Origin of the sequence: Actinoplanes rectilineatus (assembly GCF_000962825.1) — a bacterium.
GTDB classification, from domain to species: Bacteria; Actinomycetota; Actinomycetes; order Mycobacteriales; family Micromonosporaceae; genus Actinoplanes; species Actinoplanes rectilineatus.
This window is the reverse complement of the sequence record NZ_JZKF01000052.1, coordinates 42,900-65,921: the sequence shown is the minus strand read 5'-3', so window position 1 is coordinate 65,921 and position 23,022 is coordinate 42,900. Positions and strand designations below refer to the sequence as shown.

The following is a 23,022-nucleotide window of genomic DNA, read 5'->3' as shown; positions in this document are numbered from 1 at the left end:
CTGCCGAGCTGGCTGCCCTGCCCGCTGCCGAGCTGGCTGCCCTGCCCGCTGCCGAGCTGGCTGCCCTGCCCGCTGCCGAGCTGGCTGCCCTGCCTGCTGCCGAGCTGGCTGCCCTGCCTGCTGCCAGGCCGGCCGGTGTCCTTGTCGGCCGGTGTCCTTGCCGGGCGCGGCGACCGACTGCCAAAGGGAAAGACGACGGCCGCCGCACAGCCCTGATGCTTGCCGCCCTACCCACACTCCGCAATCTGCCAAGATGAAAAATCCACGAAGGATCTATCAAAATTGCAAGTTGCACCGCCGGTCATCCATGGTGGATGGAAGGACAATCCATGAGAACCCTCGCCGACCCCTGGCGGGAGAGGGAGGAAATTCGTGTCCCACGGCACCGGTTCGACTGTGCCCCGCCGCCAGCTGGGACGGCTGCTCCGGGAATACCGGGAGAGAGCCGGCGTATCGATCAAGGATGCCTTCACTTATCTCGAATGCTCCTATCAACGTCTGTGGCGCCTGGAGAGCGGTGAATCCAACGTCACCGTCAAGACCACCGAGATCGAATCGCTGGCCCGTTTCTACGGAATGCCCGACGAGGTCACCGAGATCGCTGTCGCACTCGCCAAGGCGTCCAAGGAGATCGGCTGGTGGCAGAGCTACAGCAGCGCCTTGGAGAAATGGTCGGAACTGTATGTCGGGCTCGAGGCGTCCGCGTCCCGGATCCGCCAGTTCGAGAACGGCATCATTCCCGGGCTGTTGCAGGCTCCGGCGTACATCGAGGCGGTCTTCCGCGCGGAACGGCCCCGCGTCCCCGAGGAGACGCTGGCGCCCCGGATCGCCGTGAAACAGGAGCGGCAGCGGTTGATACGGCGGTTCTCCCCGCCACCGCCGCGTTACGAGGCGATCGTCTCCGAGGGGGTCCTGTTGGCGGCCCTTGATGCTCCGGGGGCGATGCAGCAGCAGCTCCACCACCTTCTGATGGCGAATGAGCTGCCGAACGTGACCGTTCAGGTGTTACCTCTTTCGGTGGGGCCGCACCCGGCGTCCGTCGCGGGCGGCTTCACAGTGCTCAACTTTCCGCCACTGGTGGGTGGGCGCGCCGGCGAGCCGTCAACTGTCTTCTCCGAGGGGCTCACGGGTGCTCTGTACCTGGATCGACCGAACGAGGTACAGGCGCACGAGGAGGCATGGAAGGCGTTGGCGGAGCTGGCGGCGGACGAGAAACAATCGACTCTGATGATCACTGAGATCCTCAGAAGCCAAGGGGAGAAACAGCATGAGTGACCATGATCTGACGGGCGCCGTCTGGCACAAGTCAAGCCGGTCCAGCGGCGGCAACAACTGCGTGGAAGTCTGCGACAATCTGCCGGACATCGTCGCTGTGCGGGACACCAAGAATCGAGACGGCGGGACGCTGCTCTTCGAGCACGAATCGTGGACCGGTTTCATCGACGACGTCAAGGCCGGAAAGTTCGACCGCTGATCGCCGCATGAACTGATCGGTCAGGAAAGCCCCGGCGAATTCACCGTCGCCGGGGCTTTCCCCATCGATGCCCCCGTTGAAGAGACAACCAGGCTCAGCTTGAAGAGACGACCGCGCTCAGCCTGGCGGGACGACCGCGCTCAGCTCGGCGGGACGACCGCGGTCAGCCTGGCGGGACGAGCGCGCTCAGCGGTGGTCGGAGCCGTCGGTGTCGACGGCGGCGCGGCCGGCCTCCAGACGGGCGATCGGCACCCGGAACGGCGAGCAGGACACATAGTCCAGGCCCACCTCGTGGAAGAACCGCACCGAGTCCGGGTCGCCGCCGTGTTCACCGCAGACGCCCAGTTTCAGGCCGGGACGGGCGGCCCGGCCCTCCTCGGTGGCGATCCTCACCAGCCGGCCCACCCCGTCGGCGTCGATCGACTCGAACGGGGAGATGCCGAAGATGCCGAGTTCCAGGTACCGCCAGAAGAAGGCGCCCTCCACGTCGTCGCGGGAGAAGCCCCACGCCATCTGGGTGAGGTCGTTGGTGCCGAAGGAGAAGAACTCGGCCGCCTCGGCGATCTGACCGGCGGTCAGGGCCGCCCGCGGCACCTCGATCATCGTGCCGATCAGGATCTCGACCGGGGAGTCGCCGATCACCTCGGCGATGATCCGCTCGGCTTCCGCGCGTACCGTCTCCAGCTCCTGCACCGCACCGACCAGAGGGACCATGATCTCGGGGCGCGGAGCGCCGCCCTCGGCGGCGAGCGCGACCGCCGCTTCGGCGATGGCCCGCACCTGCATCGCGAACAGGCCGGGGATGACCAGGCCGAGGCGGACGCCGCGCAGTCCCAGCATCGGGTTCTGCTCGTGCATCCGGCGGACCGCGGCGAGCAGTCGTTCGTCGTGTTCGTCGCGTCTGCCGTGTTCGTGCTGCACCGCCACCCGCACCGCGAGTTCCTCCAGGGACGGCAGGAACTCGTGCAGCGGCGGGTCGATCAGCCGGATGGTCACCGGCAGGCCGTTCATCTCGCGGAAGATCTCCAGGAAGTCGGCCCGCTGCAGCGGCTGCAGGGCGGCCAGCGCGGCGTCGCGGTCGGTGTCGGTCCGGGCCAGGATCAGCCGTTCGACGAGTTCCCGGCGGTCGCCGAGGAACATGTGCTCGGTGCGGCACAGGCCGATCCCCTGCGCGCCGAAGCGCCGGGCCCGGGCCGCGTCCGTGCCGGTGTCCGCGTTGGTCCGTACCCGCAGCGCCCGGCGGGAGTCGGCGTGGGTGAGGATCCGGTGCACCGCCGCGACGAGCGGGTCGTTGGCCCGGGCCGGGTCCAGGTCGCCCTCGAAGTACTGGACGACCTCGCTGGGCCGGACCGGCACCTCCCCGAGGTAGACCCGGCCGGTGGTGCCGTCGATCGAGATGACGTCGCCCTCCTCGACCACGGTCTCGCCGACCGTGAACGTGGTCCCGCTCACCGCGACCTGGTCGGCCCCGCACACGCAGGTCTTGCCCATGCCGCGGGCCACCACCGCCGCGTGGGACGTCTTGCCGCCGCGGCTGGTCAGGATGCCGTTCGCGGCGATCATGCCGGGCAGGTCGTCGGGGTTGGTCTCGCGCCGGACCAGGATCACCGGCTTGCCCCCGGCGGCGACCTCCACGGCCCGCTCGGAGGTGAACACCACCTCGCCGTACGCCGCGCCGGGGGACGCGCCGACGCCCCGGGTCAGCGCGGACGGGTCGCCGGCGAGGTCGAAACGGGGGAACATCAGCTGCCCGAGCTGGGCGCCGGTGACCCGGGTGAGCGCCTCGTCGAGGTCGATCACGCCTTCGTCGACGAGCTGCGCGGCGATCGTGAAGGCGGCCGCCGCGGTGCGTTTGCCGACCCGGGTCTGCAGCATCCACAGTTTGCCGCGTTCGATGGTGAACTCGATGTCGCACAGGTCGCGGTAGTGGCCCTCCAGCGTGGCCATGATCCGCATCAGTTCGTCGTACGAGCGTTTGTCGAGTTTCTCCAGTTCGGCGAGGGCGAGCGTGTTGCGGATGCCGGCCACCACGTCCTCGCCCTGGGCGTTGGCCAGGTAGTCGCCGTAGACGCCCTGTTCCCCGCTGGCCGGGTCGCGGGTGAAGGCCACGCCGGTGCCGGAGTCGGCGCCCAGGTTGCCGAACACCATGGCCACCACGTTGACCGCGGTGCCCAGGTCGGTGGGGATCCGCTCCTGCCGCCGGTAGAGCACCGCCCGGTCGGCGTTCCAGCTGCGGAACACCGCCGCGACCGCCTGGTCCATCTGGTCCCGCGGGTCCTGCGGGAACTCGTGACCGGTGTGTTCGGCGAACACCTTCTTGTACGCCGCGACGAGTTCGCGCAGGTCCGCCGCGTCCAGTTGCACGTCGTCGGTGACGCCCTTGGCGGTCTTCGCCTCGTGCAGGGCGTCCTCGAACTCGTGGCCGGGCACGTCGCACACGGTCTTGCCGAACATCTGGATGAGACGGCGGTACGAGTCCCACGCGAACCGGTCGTTGCCGCCGGCCTGCCGGGACAGCCCGGCCACCGACGCGTCGGTGAGGCCCACGTTGAGAACGGTCTCCATCATCCCGGGCATGGAGAACTTGGCGCCGGAGCGGACCGAGACGAGCAGCGGGTCGTCGGCGTCGCCGAGGCGCCGGCCCATCTGCCGCTCCAGTGCGGCGAGATGCTCGTCGATCTCGGCGGCGAGCCCGTCGACGTGGTCGCCGTCGCGCAGGTACGCCCGGCACGCCTCGGTCGTGATCGTGAATCCGGGCGGGACCGGCAGGCCGAGGTTGGTCATCTCCGCGAGATTGGCGCCCTTGCCACCCAGCAGGTCCTTGAGATCCTTGTTGCCCTCGGAGAAGTCGTAGACGAACTTCATGCCGCACCCACCTCCGGTTAAGAATCCGCGGCTCAAAGTGTGTTCCTGCCCCGGGATTCGTAAGGCTAAGCACGATGACGGTGAATAGTTAACGGCCTGGTGCGCAATTCCACAGGGCCACGGGCAAGCCTGCACGGTTAGCGTTAACAGTGCGCAACTACGCGCACGGGAGGGCACGAAAGCGCACGAGACGGGTCGTTGCCGTAGTGCAAGGTATCCTTCGGTCGATGCGGCGGCTGTTCTCGAGCGACCCGGGACGACGAGCACAACGGTCGATGCGCGACATCCGGGAACGGTCCGCCCGGCGACTGGACGGCATGCGCGTCCCGTACCCCTTCGATCTCGATCTGTTCTGTGCCGGGGTCGCCGCCCACCGGGACCGGCCCCTGCACCGCATGCCGCTGCCGGGCCTCGGCGCCGGAACCGGCCTGCCGTGCGGTCTGTGGCTGGGCCTGCCGGGCGCCGACCACGTCTTCTTCGACCCGGGCACCTCGCCGCTGCACGCCGAGCACATCGTGCTGCACGAGATCGCCCACATCCTCTGCGGGCACTCCGCCGGGCCGGGCGCCGGCGGCACGCTGACCCGGCTCTTCCCGGACCTCGACCCGGCCCTGGTCAGCCGGGCACTCGGCCGCACCGGGCACACCGACCCGCAGGAACACGAGGCGGAGATGCTCGCCTCGCTGATCCGCACGGCCGGCACCCCGGCGCCCGACGACCCGTTCGGCCGGATGACCGACGCGCTCGGCGGCGGATGACCGCCGCGGTGGTCCTCGGCCTGCTCTGGGCCGTGGTCCTGATCCGGCTGCCCACGCTGCGCCGCGGTCACCGCCGGCGCGTGCTGTGGGGCAGCCTGTTCGCCGCCGCGCTCGCCGGCGGCATCGCCGCGCCCGCCGTCGCCGCCGGCCGGGACGTGCCGTTCGCGGCGCACCTGTGCGGGGTGGCCGCCGCGCACCTGCTGCTGCGCCTCATCGACCTGGTCACCGGCGCCCGCCGCGACCACGCCCGGTGGGCGTTCACCACGGCGGTGATCCTGGTGATGTCCGTGCTGGCGATGTCCGTGCCCGGCGGGGTGCGCACCAGCCCGCACCGGCAGACCGCCGGGATCACCCCGGCCGAGGTCGTCTACTGGACGGTCTTCGAGGGCTACCTGGTGGTGATCCTGGTCCTGGGCGCGCGGGCCTGCGCGCGGATCGCCCGGTCCGCCCCGGCGGGCGTGCCCCGGACCGGGATGCGGGCGATGGCCGTGGGCATCGCGCTGATCGCCGGGTACGCCGCCGGCCGGATCCTGCTGGTCGCGGCCCGTGGCGCGGGCGTGCCGGTGGACTTCGCCGCGGTGGGCCCGCCGGTCGGCGCGCTGCGTACCGCCGGGGTGGCGCTGGTCCTGGTCGGCAGCGCGGCGCCGCCGGCCCTGCGGGTGCGTGAGCTGGTCCGCGCCCACCGCGTGCTGTGGGCGCTGCGGCCGCTGTGGACGGCGATCCGGGGCGCGTTCCCGGAGGTGGTGCTGCTCCCTGCCGCGCCCCGCGCCCGGGATCAGATCACCATCGCGGAGGTACGCCTGCGTCAGTACCGCCGTGTGATCGAGATCCGGGACGGCATGCTGGCGCTGCGCGAACACCTGCCGCCGGCGGGCTCGGGGACGGCCCTCGACGCCGGCACCGATCCGGCGGTGGTGGAGGCGCGCGGTATCGCGCTCGCCCTGCGCCGCCGGGCCGCCGGTGAGCCGCCACTGGCCGTGCCGGGATGCTGGGCGCCGGTCGGGCCGGACATGGCCGACGAGATCGCCTGGTTGTCCCGGGTGAGCGCCGCGTTCCGCTCCCCCGGCGCGGTCAGCGGGGCGGGTGCTCGGACTCCCAGACCTGGCGGATCGCCTCACTGATCATTTCGCGGCCCCGGGGCGACACGTCGGCGGCCCGCAGCGCGATCTCGGCGACCCCGGCGTCGCGCAGCCTGCTCAGCAGCCCCAGCTGGGTGTCGATCCGGCGGGCCTGCTCGTCGTCGAGGAAGTAGGCCACCGGCACGCCGAAGTAGGCCGCCAGCGCGGTCAGGTGCTGCAACGTCGGGTTGTCGCGGCGGCCGGTGCGCAGCTGCCAGATGTAGGTGTGGGAAATCGGGACACCCTGCCCGTCCCGAATCCCGTCAGCCACCGTCATGTAACTGGGTTCCGGCCGACCAGCGGCACGGAAGAGGCGGTCGAGCTTCTCCGCGATCGAGAAGACGCCTTCCGTGCCGGCCACCCCGCACCACCGTTCTCCGCCGGAACCGGCTCACCGCGCCGTTGACGGATCCACCATGGCAGCCGGCGAGCGGCTGCACATCCCCCGATGTCGGCAGATCCATAAACTGTGGTTGACGAGCCGGAGGAAAGCCTAGGGCACAGTGGAACAGCGCTCAAGAAAGGTCACCGGGACGGTCGAGTCCGCATCGGACGGACGGCCGATCAACGATCGTCCGAGGCGCTGCCCGGGGCATCGTCACCACGCCCCGCCGAGGCGTCGCCCGGGTATCGTCGCCGCGCCCCGCCGAGGTCCCGCCCGCGGGGCATCGTCACCACGCCCCGCCAAGGTCCCGCCCGGGCAACGTCACCGCGCCCCACCGAGGCTCCGCCGAGGTCCCGCCGACAGCGCCACCTGCCGGAGTTCGCGCTGGTCATCACGCCGACAAGGACCCGCTGGAAGCATCGATCCGCGACATTGCCCATGACGCCGCATGCGGAACAGCCGAATTCCTGTGCTCCGGAATGCCCATGGCGATGGCTGGCGATGATCGTCCGCGGCGGGGAAGGCGTCACCCGGCCCGGAAATTAAGGGCGCCGCTGCGAATTCCACGGGGGAAGAACTCGCAACGGCGCATGCCGAACATTAGACGACGAGCGACGGGTTGTCCATCCCGGCGGCGGTCCGAGATGACCGGCGAATCGCTGGAAAACGTCAGCCGACCCGCTGGACGACCGTCCCGACCAGGCGCTGCCAGTCGGCGTCGAAACTCGGGGCCGCGGACGCGTTGTCCAACCGGTAGACCGCGTACGTGTCGACGAGCACCACGTTGCGACTGTTCAGCACGGCCACGGCGGTGTCGGCGGTGCCCGGGTGCTCGGCCTCGTACAGCTTGTGGCGGACGATCACGAAGCCCTTCCAGCCGCTCTCGTCGACCTCGCGGACCTCGACCGTCTCGGTGTACGACGGCTCGTTGCGGTCCGCCGTGACGGTCTGCTCCACCTTCACCGAGCCGGGGCACTGGACGGCGACCGCGCGCAGCAGCGCCAGACCGGACTCGGCGCTGGCCGCGTCGCCGTAGACCAGGGCGTTCTGGTGCAGTGTCTGCGCGCCCTTCTCACCCTCGTCGGCGAGCGACGAGGTGACCACCTCGGCGCCCGGGGGCACCTCGGGTGGCGTGCTCGTGCCGCCGCAGAAACTGACCATCTGCTGCGGGGCTGCGCTCTCCTGCGGGGCGGCCCAGGACTGCCCGATCTCGGAGGCCTGCAGGAACGCGCCGCGCATGGTGGTGGCGCTGACCAGGCCTTCGGACGGGGTGTCGTCGCCGTCGTCGGAGCAGCCGGCCGCCAGGACCAGGGCGCAGGCGGCGATCGTGGCGACGCGGAGGGTTCTGCCGGTCGGGAACATCGGGCCATCCTGTCAGACGTACCCGGGCCTGCGAAAAGCCAGGACACGGACGGTACGCCCGGTGACCCCGCGGCTACCCGTCGCGCGTGACGGTGATCACGGGTTAGCGTGGCAGGGCAGGCGACAACCTCGAGGAGGTCGTGATGGCAGCCGACGAGCCGACATCCGGCGCCCTCACGTCCGGATCCGGCACGCCCGCGCCCGGCGCCCTCACCTCCGGCACACCCACGGCTGGAACGCCCGCGTCCGGCACGCCCTCGTCCGGCGCCCTCACGCCCGGCACACCCGCGGTCCGATCGCCGGCCATCGACGCCCTCGCGGCGCGGCTGCGGGACGTGCTCGGGCAGGGGCAGGTGCTCACCGACCGGCAGCAGTTGCGTACGTACGAATGCGACGGCCTCGCCCAGTACAGGGTCGTCCCCGCGCTCGTCGTCCTCCCGCGTACCGCCGGGCAGGTCGCCGCCGTGGTCCGCGCCTGCGCCGACGGCGGTGTCCCGTTCGTCGCCCGGGGTTCCGGCACCGGACTGTCCGGCGGGGCGCTGCCGCACGCCGACGGGGTGCTGATCGTGACCTCGCAGCTGCGCGACATCCTCGCGGTGCGGCCCGCCGACGAACGCGCCGTGGTCCAGCCCGGTGTGATCAACCTGCAGGTCAGCCGGGCCGCCGAACCGTACGGCTACTACTACGCCCCGGACCCGTCCAGCCAGCAGATCTGCTCGATCGGCGGGAACGTCGCGGAGAACGCCGGCGGCGCGCACTGTCTCAAGTACGGCTTCACCACCAACCACGTGACCGGGCTGGAGATCGTCACCCCGGACGGTGAACTGGTCCGGCTCGGCGGGGACGCCCCGGACACCCCCGGATACGACCTGCTCGGCGCGTTCGTCGGCTCGGAGGGGACGCTGGGCATCGCCACCGAGGTCACCGTCCGGCTGACCCGGCTGCCGGCCACCGTACGGACGCTGCTCGCCGCCTTCCGCACCGTCGACCAGGCCAGCGCCGCCACCTCGGCGATCATCGCGGCCGGGGTGGTGCCGGCCGCCGTCGAGATGATGGACGCGCTCGCCGTCGAGGCCGCCGAGGCCGCGGTGCACTGTGACTATCCGGCCGGGGCGGGCGCGGTCCTGATCGTCGAACTGGACGGTCCGGCGGCCGAGGTGCAGGCCCAGTTCGAGCAGGTCACCCGCCTCTGCGACGAGGCCGGCGCGTTCGAGACCCGGGTCGCCGCCGACGACACCGAACGGCAGCTGATCTGGCGGGGCCGCAAGTCGGCGTTCGCCGCGGTCGGCCGGATCAGCCCCAACTACCTGGTGCAGGACGGGGTGATCCCGCGGACTGCACTGCCCGAGGTGCTGCGGCGCATCGGTGAGGTGGCCGGCGTGCACGGGTTCCGGGTGGCGAACGTGTTCCACGCCGGCGACGGGAACCTGCACCCGCTCGTCCTGTTCGACGACTCCCGGCCCGGGGAGGCGGAACGCGCCGAGTCGGTGTCCGGGGCGATCCTGGAACTCTGCATCGAACACGGCGGTTCGATCACCGGGGAGCACGGGGTGGGGATGGACAAGTCCCGGTACATGCCGCTGATGTTCTCCGCCGACGACCTGGAGACCATGCATCTGGTGCGGTGCGCGTTCGACCCGGACGGCCTGGCCAACCCGGGCAAGGTCTTCCCCACGCCGCGGCTGTGCGGGGAACGGCCGGGTGTGCACTCCGGCGCCCACCCGCTGCAGGAGGCCGGGCTCGGGGAGGTCTTCTGATGAGCGCCCTCGACGACCTCGCCGTCCCGGCCGGCGACGACGACCACGTCGCGGGGGTGCCCGCCCACCTGGTCGCCGCGCCCGCCGACACCGCGCAGGCCGCCGCCCTCGTCGCCGCCGCCCGGGACCTGCACGTCGTGATCCGCGGCGGCGGCACCAAACTCCACTGGGGACCGCCGCCGCGCGCCCTCGACCTGATCATCGACACGCGGCGGCTGACCGGGGTGGTCGAGCACGCGGCCGGGGATCTGATCACCGTGGTCCGGGCCGGCACCCCGATGTCCCGGTTGCACCGGCTGCCCGGCCAGCAGCTGGCCCTCGACGCCCCGGACGGCGCCACCGCCGGCGGCACGGTCGCCGCGAACGCCAGCGGACCGCGCCGCCTGCGCTACGGCACCGCCCGCGACCTGCTGATCGGCATCACCGTGATCCGCCCGGACGGGGTGGTCACCCGTTCCGGCGGCAAGGTCGTGAAGAACGTCGCCGGTTACGACCTGGGCAAGCTCTACACCGGCGCCTTCGGCACCCTCGGGCTGATCACCGAGTGCGTGTTCCGGCTGCACCCCGAGCCTGCGGCGCATTCCTTCGTACGCGCGAAAGCACCGCCCGGTCAGGCCGCGCGGGTGCTCGCCGCCCAGCCGGCCGCCAGCGCTCTCGAGGTGCACGCCGTCCCCGGCGCCGACCCGGAACTGGCGGTGCTGCTCGAAGGCACTCCCGCCGGTGTCCGCGACCGGTCCGCGGAGATGGCCCGGCTGCTCGACGGCGAGGTGTCCGCGGACCCGCCACCGTGGTGGGGTGCGATGCCGCCGGGTGACGTGACCGTCAAGCTGACCGGGGTGCTCTCCCAGGTCCCGGCACTGGTGGCGACCGCGGTGGGCGCGGGCGCGACGGTCAGCGGCTCAGCCGGGGCCGGTGTGCTGCACGCGGGTTTCCCGGCCGACGGCGGCGACCCGCACGCCCGGGTCGCGCTGCTGCGCGCGGCGGCCGTGCGGGCCGGCGGGCACGCGGTGGTCCTCACCGCGCCGGACGGGGTGCGCCCGGCACTGGACATGTGGGGCCCGGTTCCGGGGCTGGCGCTGATGCGGCGGGTCAAGGACCGGTTCGATCCGGGGCACCGGTTCGCCCCGGGCCGTTTCGTGGGAGGGATCTGAGCCGATGGCCGATGTGGACGCCAACCCGGGACCCGGAACTCCCCCACCCGACGGCCTCGCGAACGCAACTCCGCCACCCGACGGCCTCGCGAACGCAACTCCCCCACCCGACAGCCCCACGAACGCAACTCCACCGCCCCGCGCCCCTTCCGTCGGCGTCGACCCGGTTCAGGATCCGGCTCCAGCTCCGGATCCGAAAAAGGTTCCAACCCCTGCTACGGCCCCGGCCCCGGCCCCGGTTCCGGCTACTGCCCCGGCTACAGCCCCGGATCTCTCCAGCGCACGGCTCCCGGGTTCCGCCGGTGCTCCCCCTCCGGCCGACGCGCTGCGAGCCGCCGAGCGGGGTGGACCCGTCGTCGGTGGCCCGGCCGGCGGCGGAACGGATCCCGCGTTCGACGGCGACCGCCCGCCGCGGGCCGACCTGGTGGCCGACTGCGTGCACTGCGGGTTCTGCCTGCCGAGCTGCCCGACGTACACGCTGTGGGGCGAGGAGATGGACTCGCCGCGCGGCCGGATCCACCTGATGGCACAGGGTCTCGAGGGCGAGCCGCTCAGCGCCCGCATGGCCGGTCACTTCGACAACTGTCTCGGCTGCATGGCCTGTGTGACCGCCTGCCCGTCGGGGGTACGGTACGACCGGCTCATCGAGGACACCCGGGCCCAGGTGGAACGCCGCCACGACCGGCCGCTGCGGGAACGTGCCCTGCGGCGGGCGGTGTTCGCCCTGTTCCCGTACCCGCGACGCCTGCGTGTTCTGCGGGGGCCGCTTCACGCGTACCAGAGAACGGGTCTTCAGAAGCTCGTGGGCCGCAGCGGCCTCCTGCGCCGGGTGGCACCCAGCCTCGCCGCTCTGGACGGCCTGGCGCCGCGGCTGCGCAGCGTGCCCCGCACGCCCGGTCGCGTGCCCGCGCGGGGGCAGCGGCGTGCGGTCGTCGGCATGCTGACCGGTTGTGTCCAGTCGGCGTTCTTCCCGGAGGTCAACGCGGCGACCGCCCGGGTGCTCGCCGCCGACGGCTGTGACGTGCTGATCCCGCCCGGTCAGGGCTGTTGTGGCGCATTGAGTGTGCACAACGGACGGCGGGCCGAGGCGCAGGGTTTCGCCCGCCGCCTGATCGACCTGTTCGAGATGACCGCGATGGACTACATCGTGATCAACGCGGCGGGGTGTGGTTCGTCGTTGAAGGAGTACGGCGAACTGCTCGCCGACGACCCGGAGTACGCGGAGCGGGCGGCCCGGTTCGCCGCGCGGGTCCGCGACCTGGCGGAGATCCTGGTCGAGCTGGGTCCGGTGGCGCGCCGGCATCCGCTGCCGGTCACCGTGGCCTACCACGACGCGTGCCATCTGGCGCACGCGCAGGGCATCCGCGCGCAGCCGCGGCAGTTGCTGGCCGGGATACCGGAGTTGGAGGTCCGCCCGATCGCCGACGCGGACATCTGCTGCGGCTCGGCGGGGGTGTGGAACGTGCTGAACCCGGAACCCGCCGCCGAACTGGGCGACCGGAAGGCCGCGGCCGTGCTGGACACCGGGGCGTCGTTGCTGGTGACCGCGAATCCCGGTTGCCTCATGCAGGTGGCGTCCGCGATCCGCCGGCGCGGCGACCGGCCGGTGGCGCTCGCGCACACCGCGCAGGTCCTGGACGCCTCGATCCGCGGACTCCCTGTCGAACGCCTGACCAGACCCGCCTAGACACCTGTCACGGTCAGCGTCCGTGTGGTGATTTGGGGCGGCACAGCGCGTTCGTAATCACCACGGTCCACGACGGGTGTGGCGACTACGGGCACCCAGCACGGCCGTGTTCACCACAGTCCACGACGGGTGTGGCGACTTCGGGCGCCCAGCGCGCCTGAAGTCACCACACGGACGGGCTTCGCACCCTGACCATGAACACGTGTACAGGTGACTGGTGTCGAACGCGCCGTGTTCGATGGATCAGGCTCCGGTCCCGCCGAGGCGTATGTGCTCTGCCGTCCCGGCGCGGTGGTGGGGTGGCCGGCGCAGGTTCACGGGTGGCGGTGCGGGGACTCGGCCGTTGCGCGCCTCCGGTCGACACGGTCGGTGAAGGCGCCGACCGCGGTGGCGAAGGCGGCGGGCGCCTCCTGCGCGACGAAATGCCCCACGTCCGGGACCGTGACCGCGGTGACGTCGCCGGCGACCTGGCGCATGGTCAGCTCGGTGAAGGGAGCGTTGACGCCGTCGACGGCGAGCACGGGAACGGTCAGCGGCCGCGACTCGGCCAGTGCCCGCATCCGGTCGCCGCCGGTCAGGGAGGAACGGTAGAGCCCTGCGGTGCCGCGCCAGCCGTCCGGCCGCGCGTAGGTGCGGGCGAACTCGTCGAGGTCGGCCTCGGTGACCCCGCCCGGCACCGTCGTCATCGCCGAGACGGCCCAGTCGATGATCACTCGTTCGCGGCCGGCCAGGAACAGCTCCGCAATTCCCGGGGCGGCCAGGAATCCCACGTGCCAGGAGCCGCCGTTCTTCACGTCGGCCAGCATCTCCCAGCCGTACCCCGGAAGGGTGGTCTCGACGGCGGTGAGGCTGAGGACGTCGCCGGGGTGCGTGGCCGCGAACGCGAAGACCGGCCCGCCGCTGATGTCCTGGCAGGTCACGTGCACGGGCCCGACGCCGAGGTGGGCGACCAGCCGGTGCAGGTCCTCCGCCATGGTGGTCAAGTCGTGGTCGCCGTCGGCGATGCCGGAGTCGCCGAAGCCGCGCAGGTCGACGGCGAACACCCGGTGGGTGGCGGCGAGCAGCGGGATGACGTCGCGGAAGGCCCACCAGGACTCCGGCCACCCGTGTACCAGCAGGATCGGGGAGCCGGTGTCGCCCGCCGAGACGTAGTGCAACGTGGTGCCGTTGACCTCGGCGGTGTGGTGCGTGACGCCCGCCACGGCGGGCGAGGCGGTCACGAAAGAGCTGGTCATGCGATGACTCCCGAAATAGACAACCAGGTTGACTTCAGTGTTGGTCAACCTGGTTGTCCATGTCAAGGCGGGATCTAGACTGTGGTCATGTCCTCACGATCCGGTGCCGATCTCGCCCTGCTCCTCCTGGGCAGTTATCGCAATCTGGTGGACGAAGTGGTCCGGGAGCTGGCGAACCGGGGATACCCCGACGCCCGGCCGTCGCACGAGTACGCGATCCGGGCCATCCGGGCCGGCGCCGACAGCGCCTCGGACCTGGCCCGCCGACTCGCCATCACCAAGCAGGCCGCGGCGAAGACGATCGCCGCGCTCGTCGAACGCGGGTACGTCACCACCGAGACCGATCCCGCCGACATCCGCCGCAAGAACATCCGGATCACCGATCACGGGATCGGGCTGATCACTGAGGGCACGGCGATCTTCGACGAGGTGCGGGCCCGCTGGGAGACGCGCCTGGGCACCGCCGAACTCGCCGAGCTGGAAACGCAGCTCGAACAGTTCGTCGGCGACTCGCCCATCAACCTCGACGCTCCGGGCTGGGCGGCGGGACAGGAACTGCGCTAGGCGCCCGGCGCCGCACGCGGGTCGATCAGGGTTCTCGATCGGCCCGCACCGGTCTTCGAGAACTGCTGGACACCGCACGGGTGACCAGCCGCCGTGCCACACCGGTCACCCGGTCATGGGGAGTGCGCGGGCCAGGGTCGGGACCACCCCTCCCCGCGCACTCCCCACAGGCTGCGGCACACGCGCCGGATCGCGACTGCTCCATCCGGCGCGTGCCCAGGCCCGCAGCCGGCGTGGCCGCCCGGGCGCCCTCCGCGCCCGGCGACGCCCACACCGTGCCGGACGCGCCCCGGCATGCGAGACAAACCCCCCAGCTCCCCACGCTGCCCGGACGCGCCCGGTTGCTCAGCCGATCGAGAAGCTCGGGTGCGGCGGCTGGTTGTAGGCGGTGTTCTGCCAGGCCAGCGCCTCGCGGTACTGGATGTCGTGCAGCAGGGTGATCGCCCGGATGCCCGTCGACGTCGGCGTGCTGAAGATGCGCAGCTTCGTGTTGTCGGTCGTCGGCCAGATCACCTCCTCACGCCAGTCGCCGAGGATGTCGCCGGACAGCGACGGCGTCGCCTTGGTGCTGTTGTTCGAGTGCACCCCGGAGGCGGTCAGCAGGTTGGTGTCCGCCGACGTGCCGTACTTGTCGATCCGAGTCTGGTCGAGCAGTTCCCGCTGCGCGTCGCCGTCCCACCAGATCACGAAGTTCGCACTCGACGGTTTGCGCCCGATGTTGGTGCCGGACGTGTTGAACAGGCCGGACACCGCCGACGACCAGGACTCCGCGCCGGCACTGCCCGCGTAGATGTCCGCCGACACGCCGCGACCGTTGTCGCAGCCGCACGTCGGGTTCGACCAGATGATCGCCCCGGTGCGGGCGTCGGCCATGTACGCGGCGAGCTTCGTCGTGCTCTCGTTGACGTGCCACAACTCCAGCCCGGCGCGGCTCGGAATCAGGTCGCTGACGTGGTACGCGTCGCCGTGCCCCTGCCCGTTGGTCCACAGCCCGTAGCCGTTGTCGTCGATCGCCATCGACCCGTACAGGATCTCGTCCCTGCCGTCGGCGTCCACGTCGGCGATGGACAACTGGTGGTTGCCCTGTCCCGTCCAGGCCGAGCCGTTCGTCGACGAGTTGCTGTCGAACGTCCACCGCCGGGTCAGCGTGCCGTTGCGGAAGTCCCAGGCGGCGACGACGCTGCGGGTGTAGTAGCCGCGCGCCATGATGATGCTGGGCCGGGCCCCGTCCAGGTACGCCGTGCCGGCCAGGAACCGGTCGACGCGGTTGCCGTACGAGTCGCCCCACGACGAGACCGTCCCGCGCGCCGGCACGTAGTCGACCGTCGACAGGGCAGCACCGGTCCGCCCGTCGAACACGGTCAGGAACTCCGGACCGGTCAGGATGTACCCGCTGGAGTTGCGGTAGTCCGCGGCCGCGTTCCCGATCACCTGACCGGTGCCGGAGACGGTGGCGTCGGCGGTCTTCATGGCGATCTCGGCGTCGCCGTCACCGTCGTAGTCGTACACCTGGAACTGGGTGTAGTGCGCACCGGCCCGGATGTTGCGGCCCAGGTTGATGCGCCACAGCCGGGTGCCGTCCAGTTTGTAGCCGTCGATGTAGACCACATCGGTGACGCCGGACTGCGAGTTGTCCTTGGCGTTCAGCGGTTCCCACTTGAGGACCAGGTCCAGTTTGCCGTCGCCGTCCAGATCGCCGACGCTGGCGTCGCTCGCCGCGTACAACGAGCTGTTGGGGTTCTGGATCGGCACGTCGAGGTACCCGTTGGCGAAGCTCAGTGACGCGGCGGACGCGGCCTGTTCGGTGCCGTTCACGACGGGACGGATCGTGTACGACTCGCCGGCCGCCGCACCGGCGTCGAGGTAGTTCGTCGAAGTGGTCACCGGTGACGCGGTGAGTTTGGTGCTGCCACGGTAGACGTTGAACCCGACCGCGGCCGGGTCGGTGGCGAGCAGCCGCCAGCTGACCAGGTTGCCGGCGCCGGAGTGGACGCTGACCACGCCGCGGTCGAGGTTCTCGCGCTGTCTGCCGTCGGTGAGCGGCGGGGGTGGGGGTGCCGCGACGGCCTGCGCCGCGACCAGAGCTCCGGCACCGACGGTGACGACGGTGAGGGCCGTCGCCAGGGATCTGCGGGAAACAGCTCTCGGGGATAGAGCCATTTCTCCCTCCTCACATAGATGTACATTGATGGGAGCGCTCCCAGCCTGCGCGTTCTCCGTCCTCACGTCAAGGAGATCCCATGCGAGGTACCATCTCGGCCGCCCTCACCGTCCTCCTGGTGTCCGGCAGCCTCACCGTCGCCACCAGGGCCGACGCCGCAGCCGGCTGCACGGTGAAGTACACCGTCGGCAGCCAGTGGGCCGGCGGTTTCGGCGCCGCCGTCGACATCACCAACCTGGGCGATCCGCTCACCTCCTGGTCGCTGGTGTTCACGTTCACCGCCGGGCAGAGCGTCACCCAGCTCTGGAACGGCAGCGTCACCCAGTCCGGCGCCGCCGTGACCGTCCGTAACGCCGCCTGGAACGGTGCCGTCCCCACCGGCGGCACCGCCTCGTTCGGCTTCAACGGCTCCTGGACGGGCTCCAACCCGGCCCCCACGTCGTTCGCCCTCAACGGCGTCACGTGCACCGGTTCGACCACTCCCGATGATCCCGGCTCCCCTTCGCGAGTCAAGATCATGCCACTCGGAGACTCGATCACCGGCTCGCCCGGCTGCTGGCGGGCCCTGCTCTGGCAGAAACTCCCCGCCGACGAGGTCGACTTCGTCGGCACCCTGCCCGGCCAGGGCTGCGGCTTCGACTACGACGGCGAGAACGAGGGCCACGGCGGCTACCTGGCCACCAACGTCGCCTCGCAGAACCTGCTCCCCGGCTGGCTCGCCGCCACCGACCCGGACGTGGTGCTCATGCACTTCGGCACCAACGACGCGTGGAGCAACCTGTCCACGTCCACGATCCTCGCCGCGTACACCACCCTGGTCCAGCAGATGCGCGCCACCAACCCGGCCATGAAGATCATCGTCGCGCAGATCATCCCGCTGAACCCGTCCACCTGCACCGACTGCGGGCAGCGGGTGGTCGCCCTCAACGCCGCCATCCCGGCCTGGGCCGCGTCACTGACCACCACCGCCTCCCCGATCACCGTCGTCGACCAGTGGACCGGTTTCGACACCACCACCGACACCTACGACGGCGTCCACCCGAACGACGCCGGCAACGTCAAGATCGCCGACCGCTGGTACCCCGCCCTCGCCGCCGCACTTCCCTGAAAACCACATTTCCGGGGTACGCGCTGACGGCCGCAACCCGTCCTGCGCCCACGTTGTTTCGCGCCATCGGTCGGGTGGGTTCCGCCCGGCCGACCGGCCCACCACTCTGGGGGCATGACTGGGGGCATGACCGGGGGCGGAACCAGCGGCGGCAGCGGTGTCCTGCAATCCGTGGAACGGGCCATGCGCGTCCTCGACCGGGTGGCCACCGCCGACGGCCCGATCACCGCCCGTGAGGTGGCCCGCGACCTGGGCCTGACCCTGCCCACCACGTACCACCTGCTGACCACCCTGGTCACCGGCGACTACCTGGTCCACCTCGCCGACGAACACGCGTACGCCCTGGGCCACCACGTCGACGACCTGGCCCGCGCGCTGCACCAGCAGATCGCCCCGCCGCCCGCGGTCCGCCGGGTCGCCGCCGTGGTCCACCGCCAGGCCCACGCCGCCGCCTACTACGCCACCCTGCGCAACACCGAGATGATCGTCGCGCACGTCGACGCCTGCCCCGCCCACCCGAGCGCCGACACCCTCAGCGTCGGCTTCCACGGCGCCCCACACGCCACCGCCTTCGGCAAACTGATGCTGGCCACCCTGGACCCCGCCGACCGCGAGGCCCTCCTGAACCGCACCGGCACCCCCGCGGTCACCCCCGACACGGTGACCGACCGCGGCCGCCTCCTCCGGCAACTCCACCAGGTCCGCGGCTCCGGCCTGGCCGTCGAGGTCAACGAGTTCCGCCCCGACCTGAGCTGCATCGCCGCCCCGGTGAACGACGCCGCCGGCCGCTTCATCGGGGCGGTCGCGGTCTCCCTCCCGACGGCCCGCCTGCAGACCGACCGGCGCGCACTGGAACGCGTGGTCCGCCTGGGCGCCGTACGCGCAAGCCGCGCGGTGGTGGCCCACGCCAGCCCCAACTGACCACCCGCCCCACGCCGGCTGTGGGCGTCGCTTCGTTCGCGCGCACGCCGCAGTCCCCCGGCCCGCATGGACCCACTCCGCGTGGACCCGCCCCGCGTGGACCCGCCCCGCGCGGACCCCACCCTCCCTGGGGGAAGCCCCCGCAAACATTGTCCCGCGAAGCGCGGACCTCGGCGGGCGGCCTGTGGACAACGACCCGATGTGGACAACGACCGGACCCGTACAACAACCGAACCCGGACGACCGGATTCTCGCGGCGCGGGAGCGGGCAACGGGTGGGCGATGCCCGGGAGCACGGGCGGGGGATCCCGGGCATCGGCCACCGTTGAGCCGGGTCAGGCCGGGCGCACGGACGGCGCGTCGGCAAACGCGGTCCACGCGCACCCCACCATCGTCGCCGCGCCGCCGGGGCTGCGACGAGAGCCCGGCTCGGAGGACGTTCTCGTCGGTGGGACGTTCTTACCAGCGGACTCTGCTCGGCCTGCGAGCCAGGCGGAAGCAGGCGTTCAGATGGTGACAACGACACGGGACCCTGCTCGCCTCTTCCCATATGCGTTCAGGCTCCACGTGCGTTCAGGCTCCACGTGCGTTCAGGCTCCACGTGCGTTCAGGCTCCACGTGCGTTCAGGCTCCACGTGCGTTCAGGGCGACTCACCGCACCGACCATCTCGATGCACTATGAAGGCTCCGGCAGCCGGCGGGACGACGAGAGCGCCGTACGACGGCGACGACCCTGAGAACGGCATTGACGTTCACCGACGGGAAACACCTATCATCGGGGCATGCCGTCCGGGTTCAGGCGGAAACTGATCAACAAGATGAGAGCCACCGTGGTCGCGGTCTCGACCCAACCGACATCCTCGTCATTCACGTGGGGCGGGCGACTTTCACCGCTCCCACTCGCGACCTTCTACGCCGTACACTATCTGCGCCTCGCCTCCCCGCTGCAGTGGATAAAGTTCGTGGTTCGTCAGCGCATCACCGCGCGCCCGACCACGAATCTCCGTCCGGACTTCCCCTCGGCATTCACGGAGTGGTATTTCCTCGCGCTCCTCGCCGTGGTCCTGTCCGTCTATACGGCGCGGTCCAGCCTGGTGGGCCGCCATCCCGCGGTCGACGTCCTGCTCCTCGGCGGCGAGTGGCTGTTCCTCGTCGAGGCCAACGTGTGGATCTTCTATTACTGCCTGCTCCGGGGATTTCTCGAGACCCGCTACACGATTTTCCATCCTGCGGAATATCTCCTCACGCTCCCCGTGGTGCTGACGATCATCGCATTGCTCGGTGCGCTGATATCCGGACGCCACATCAGTGCGCTGCTCGTCGACGCCGTGGGAAATCCGGAACGCGGCGACCCGGTAGGTATCGGCGTGGCTATTGCGTCATTGTTCTACTTCGGTGTAGCAATTACAGTCGTGCTCAGCTCACACCCGGGTATCGAGACGCGCCTCCCGCAGAATCTGATCATCATCGGGGCGGGTGACGTCACCATCAATCGCACGCTTCCCGCGCTGCTCTCCCTGGGTTACGACCGTGACGACATCGTGGTCGCCACGGTGGAGCAGACCTCGGAGAGCGACCGTGCCGCCATCGCCCGGCGGGCCGCCCGGCTCGTGGTGGCAAGTCCGGACACGGTGCTGCAGACGTCGCTCCGGGACCGGTCACCGACGATCATCGCCTCGCCCACCTACGCGCACTTCCGGCAGCTGGTGACGCTCTCCGGGGCGGGCGTGCGCTTCGCCGTGGAGAAACCGATCACCTGGTCACGGGCCGAACGTGACATCCTCCGTGCCGAACCCGGGTTGATGTCGAACGGATTCGCCCTCAGCTACTACACGCTGGAGAAGGCGCTGCCCCTGACGTACCTGATGAACCCACTGCCCGCGTATCGCGGATTCCTGACCAGCGAGCCGGGTTCCCTGCTCGACAGCATCGAGCTGGCCACCGTCCGGGAACGCCTGGGCCGCCTGGAGTCGGTCGACGTCGAGCTCCTGGAGGGCCGGTCCCGGTCACCGGTCGGCGACAGCCGCCTCTGGACGGAGCTGCCGGGGACGCTGCGGCCGTTCGTCGAGACGACCGTTCATCCGCTTCTCGTCATCCGGCACGTGGTGGGTCCCGGCGAGCCGACCTGGACCGGTTGCAGCATCGGCCGGTACACGCCCCGCGCGGACGAGATCCGCGCTGCCACCGGGCAGGAGATCGCCCCCACGTGGATCGTCGCGGAAGGCGTGACACGGGACATCCGCCTCCGTTTCAGTGTGGGCAAGTACGTCCCGGACAGCCTGGCCACGAGGAGGGCCGTCTTCGCCTTCGCCAGGGGCACCATCGCCTGCGACTTCGACGCACGCTCGGCGACGATCACCACTGACGGCGGCCTGCACGGGACGATCACGATCGACGAGAACGCGGCCGGCGGCAGGTACCGCAAGAACTACGCGGTCCTCATGTCGATGTTCATCGACTTCTCCCTGAACGGGTGGGGGCCGGTCCGCTTCGACGACTTCCAGCGCCAACTGGACGCCCTGGACTGGTGGGACACGCTGTGCGACCGGGTGGACGAGGCGGGCGTCCCCCTCCGGCCGTACGACGAGGCCCCACCGCAGGACGACCGCCTCAGTCCTCTGCGGGACACCTGACCGGCCGTCCCCACCCGAGGAGGACGACGGTCAGGCGTAGGAGGGGCGGGACGGGTCCAGCAGCTCCGTGATGGCGCCGCGGTCCAGGATGTCGATCAGGGCGTCGGTGCCCTGCTCGAGCTTGACCGTCACCTCGCCGGGGTGGAGCGGGACCAGCGCCAACAGCGAGATCTCCGTGCCGTCGCCCACGACGACGGTGCGGGCCTCGGCGGGTACGCGGAGCATCGGCGTGACCACGACGCCGGTGAACGGTACCGACGGGGCGTAGGGCAGCATCGGGTCGCCGTTGGGCAGCGAGTGCCACGGGCCGATCCAGGTGGCGTACTCGTGCGGCAGCCGGGCCACCTCCTTGAGCAACCGGATCGGCCATTCCCAGGTGTCGTCGCCGGCGGGGTGGACCGCCTCGGTGAACTGCCAGTCGGCGGGCAGGGCGATCATCACTTCCGCGTACGGGCTGATGCCGTGCCCGCCCGGGACGGTCATCGGCAGGTCGCTCATGCCGGAGGTGATCAGCGTCCGGAACGGTCGTTCCTCGGTCGGCTCGGTGACGTAGACGTGCACGCCGACGAGGTGCGACCCGAGCTCGTGGAGGACGAAGTCGACCGGGCCGAAGTGGGCGGCGATGTGCCTGTCGATGGCTTCGGCCATCTCCTCGCGCTGGCCGGGCGCCGCGACGAAACCGTCGTGCACGGGCACGTGCCGCAGGATGCCGCTGCCCCGTGGACCCGCCTCCCCGGGCGCGCCGCCGATGGAGTCCGCCGACCCGCCGATACCTGTCTCACCGCTGGTGTCCGTCACGTTGGGGCAGCCTAGCCGCAGGTGGGGCCGGGACCGGGAACCGGCGATCTCCCGGGCGGGCGAGTGTCCAGTCCGGACGGCATAATCATCCGGTGGACAACTGGGAATACGCGCGGCTCGAGTACCGTGCGGCGGGCACGCTGGGATCCGATCGGTTCATGGACTGGACCGCCACGTTCCACCACCCGGGTGGGGTGCTGCGCTGGGGCACCGACGAACGGTTCGACGACCTGCGTCACCTGAACCGGGCGGGACTGGCCGGCTGGCAGGCGTATGACCGTGCGGTCATCCATGTCAAGGATGAGCCGCACCGGCTGAGCAGCGTCACGTACGCGATGCGCCGCCCGATTCCGCTCGACCCGGAACCGTCCTCGACGCCGGGCGTGTCCTGACCTCGACGCCAGGCGTGTCCTGACCTCGGAGGCGGATGCATCCTGACCGTTGGGGCAGGCGTGTCTTAATCTCTGAGGGTGGTCAAGGAAACCGGCACCAAGCTGATCGCCTCGAACAAGAAGGCACGGCACGACTACGCCATCCTGAAGACGTGGGAGGCGGGGCTCGCGCTGGCCGGGACCGAGGTGAAATCGTTGCGCTCCGGCCACGCGTCGCTGGTGGACGCGTTCGCCGGGGAGCACGAGGGTGAGCTGATGCTCTACGGGCTGCACATCGCGGAGTACGGCTTCGGCAGCTGGACGAACCACGCGCCCCGGCGGACCCGCAAGCTGCTGCTGCACAAGGCCGAGATCATCAAGATCCTGAACCAGCTGCACGACGGCAACGGGCTGACCCTGGTGCCGCTCTCGCTGTACTTCCGGGACGGCTGGGCGAAGGTCGAGCTGGGCATGGCCCGGGGTCTCAAGTCCTACGACAAGCGTCAGGTGATGGCCGAACGGGACGCCAAGAACGAGATCGCCCGGGAGATGGGCCGGCGCCTCAAGGGTCACAGCGCACGCGGGCGGCGCTGACGCGTACCCCGGAAAAAGAGTGACCAGCGCCCCTGCCGGGACCATGGGCCGGGTTCGCGGGCATGCCCGGAAAAGAGTGA

20 protein-coding genes are annotated in these 23,022 nt (G+C 70.8%); 14 read left to right on the top strand and 6 right to left on the bottom strand.

Annotated features, from left to right (window positions below):
• The 3 genes from WH85_RS52430 to WH85_RS31035 form a co-directional block, all read left to right on the top strand.
• Positions 1–216 (top strand): hypothetical protein (locus tag WH85_RS52430; protein WP_211275501.1); only part of this gene is annotated, 216 nt, incomplete at its 5' end.
• A gap of 156 nt (positions 217–372) precedes the next feature.
• Positions 373–1,275: a helix-turn-helix domain-containing protein gene (locus tag WH85_RS31040; protein WP_052720926.1), complete on the top strand. Its 903-nt coding sequence runs from the start codon at positions 373–375 to the stop codon at positions 1,273–1,275.
• Positions 1,268–1,474: a DUF397 domain-containing protein gene (locus WH85_RS31035; protein ID WP_045745598.1), complete on the top strand. Its 207-nt coding sequence runs from the start codon at positions 1,268–1,270 to the stop codon at positions 1,472–1,474. Before WH85_RS31040 ends, WH85_RS31035 begins: the two co-directional genes overlap by 8 nt.
• A gap of 186 nt (positions 1,475–1,660) precedes the next feature.
• Here WH85_RS31035 and ppdK read toward each other — a convergent pair whose 3' ends face one another.
• Positions 1,661–4,339 carry a pyruvate, phosphate dikinase gene (ppdK, locus tag WH85_RS31030; RefSeq protein WP_045745597.1) on the bottom strand — a complete coding sequence of 893 codons (2,679 nt, stop codon included), beginning with the start codon at positions 4,337–4,339 and terminating at the stop codon, positions 1,661–1,663.
• Positions 4,340–4,566: 227 nt separating this feature from the next.
• Between ppdK and WH85_RS31025 the strand changes: the two genes are divergently transcribed.
• Both WH85_RS31025 and WH85_RS31020 read left to right on the top strand, forming a co-directional pair.
• Positions 4,567–5,097 (top strand): hypothetical protein, encoded by a 531-nt coding sequence (locus tag WH85_RS31025; protein ID WP_211275500.1) that lies wholly within the window; start codon positions 4,567–4,569, stop codon positions 5,095–5,097.
• Positions 5,094–6,218, top strand: coding sequence for an MAB_1171c family putative transporter (locus WH85_RS31020; protein WP_045745595.1), 1,125 nt, complete (start codon positions 5,094–5,096; stop codon positions 6,216–6,218). Before WH85_RS31025 ends, WH85_RS31020 begins: the two co-directional genes overlap by 4 nt.
• Here the strand turns inward: WH85_RS31020 and WH85_RS31015 are convergent.
• Positions 6,169–6,576, bottom strand: coding sequence for a helix-turn-helix domain-containing protein (locus WH85_RS31015; protein WP_045745594.1), 408 nt, complete (start codon positions 6,574–6,576; stop codon positions 6,169–6,171). The two genes, WH85_RS31020 and WH85_RS31015, sit on opposite strands and share 50 nt — an antisense overlap.
• 693 nt (positions 6,577–7,269) lie before the next feature.
• On the bottom strand, positions 7,270–7,962 hold the full coding sequence (locus WH85_RS31010) for a hypothetical protein (RefSeq protein WP_045745593.1): 693 nt from the start codon (positions 7,960–7,962) through the stop codon (positions 7,270–7,272).
• 143 nt (positions 7,963–8,105) lie between these two features.
• On the opposite strand from WH85_RS31010, the gene WH85_RS31005 reads away from it, so the two are divergent.
• The 3 genes from WH85_RS31005 to WH85_RS30995 all read left to right on the top strand — a co-directional run bounded on the left by WH85_RS31005 (position 8,106) and on the right by WH85_RS30995 (position 12,557).
• Positions 8,106–9,719, top strand: a complete 1,614-nt coding sequence (locus WH85_RS31005) for an FAD-linked oxidase C-terminal domain-containing protein (RefSeq protein WP_083449386.1) — start codon at positions 8,106–8,108, stop codon at positions 9,717–9,719.
• Positions 9,719–10,870 (top strand): FAD-binding oxidoreductase, encoded by a 1,152-nt coding sequence (locus WH85_RS31000; RefSeq protein WP_045745592.1) that lies wholly within the window; start codon positions 9,719–9,721, stop codon positions 10,868–10,870. Before WH85_RS31005 ends, WH85_RS31000 begins: the two co-directional genes overlap by 1 nt.
• Before the next feature lie 325 nt (positions 10,871–11,195).
• Positions 11,196–12,557: a (Fe-S)-binding protein gene (locus WH85_RS30995; RefSeq protein ID WP_045745607.1), complete on the top strand. Its 1,362-nt coding sequence runs from the start codon at positions 11,196–11,198 to the stop codon at positions 12,555–12,557.
• 314 nt (positions 12,558–12,871) lie between these two features.
• Here WH85_RS30995 and WH85_RS30990 read toward each other — a convergent pair whose 3' ends face one another.
• Complete coding sequence (locus WH85_RS30990) at positions 12,872–13,792, bottom strand: alpha/beta fold hydrolase (RefSeq protein ID WP_045745591.1); 921 nt, start codon at positions 13,790–13,792, stop codon at positions 12,872–12,874.
• Between the two features lie 87 nt (positions 13,793–13,879).
• Here WH85_RS30990 and WH85_RS30985 point away from each other — a divergent pair, with 87 nt between their 5' ends.
• Positions 13,880–14,356, top strand: coding sequence for a MarR family winged helix-turn-helix transcriptional regulator (locus tag WH85_RS30985; protein WP_045745606.1), 477 nt, complete (start codon positions 13,880–13,882; stop codon positions 14,354–14,356).
• 345 nt (positions 14,357–14,701) lie between these two features.
• Here the strand turns inward: WH85_RS30985 and WH85_RS30980 are convergent, their stop codons facing one another.
• Positions 14,702–16,516, bottom strand: coding sequence for a rhamnogalacturonan lyase (locus WH85_RS30980; protein WP_045745590.1), 1,815 nt, complete (start codon positions 16,514–16,516; stop codon positions 14,702–14,704).
• Between the two features lie 80 nt (positions 16,517–16,596).
• On the opposite strand from WH85_RS30980, the gene WH85_RS30975 reads away from it, so the two are divergent.
• From WH85_RS30975 to WH85_RS30965, 3 genes are all read left to right on the top strand, one after another.
• The gene (locus WH85_RS30975; RefSeq protein WP_045745589.1) at positions 16,597–17,625 is read left to right on the top strand and encodes a cellulose binding domain-containing protein; all 1,029 of its coding nucleotides are present in this window, start codon (positions 16,597–16,599) and stop codon (positions 17,623–17,625) included.
• A 114-nt stretch (positions 17,626–17,739) separates the two neighbouring features.
• Positions 17,740–18,546 carry an IclR family transcriptional regulator gene (locus WH85_RS30970; protein ID WP_045745588.1) on the top strand — a complete coding sequence of 269 codons (807 nt, stop codon included), beginning with the start codon at positions 17,740–17,742 and terminating at the stop codon, positions 18,544–18,546.
• 962 nt (positions 18,547–19,508) lie between these two features.
• Positions 19,509–21,179: a hypothetical protein gene (locus WH85_RS30965; protein ID WP_157411309.1), complete on the top strand. Its 1,671-nt coding sequence runs from the start codon at positions 19,509–19,511 to the stop codon at positions 21,177–21,179.
• Between the two features lie 30 nt (positions 21,180–21,209).
• Here the strand turns inward: WH85_RS30965 and WH85_RS30960 are convergent, their stop codons facing one another.
• On the bottom strand, positions 21,210–21,977 hold the full coding sequence (locus WH85_RS30960; protein WP_245674163.1) for a suppressor of fused domain protein: 768 nt from the start codon (positions 21,975–21,977) through the stop codon (positions 21,210–21,212).
• A 92-nt stretch (positions 21,978–22,069) separates the two neighbouring features.
• On the opposite strand from WH85_RS30960, the gene WH85_RS30955 reads away from it, so the two are divergent.
• Both WH85_RS30955 and smpB read left to right on the top strand, forming a co-directional pair.
• On the top strand, positions 22,070–22,369 hold the full coding sequence (locus WH85_RS30955) for a hypothetical protein (RefSeq protein ID WP_045745586.1): 300 nt from the start codon (positions 22,070–22,072) through the stop codon (positions 22,367–22,369).
• Between the two features lie 78 nt (positions 22,370–22,447).
• On the top strand, positions 22,448–22,942 hold the full coding sequence (gene smpB, locus WH85_RS30950; RefSeq protein WP_045745585.1) for an SsrA-binding protein SmpB: 495 nt from the start codon (positions 22,448–22,450) through the stop codon (positions 22,940–22,942).
• Positions 22,943–23,022 lie beyond the last annotated feature (80 nt).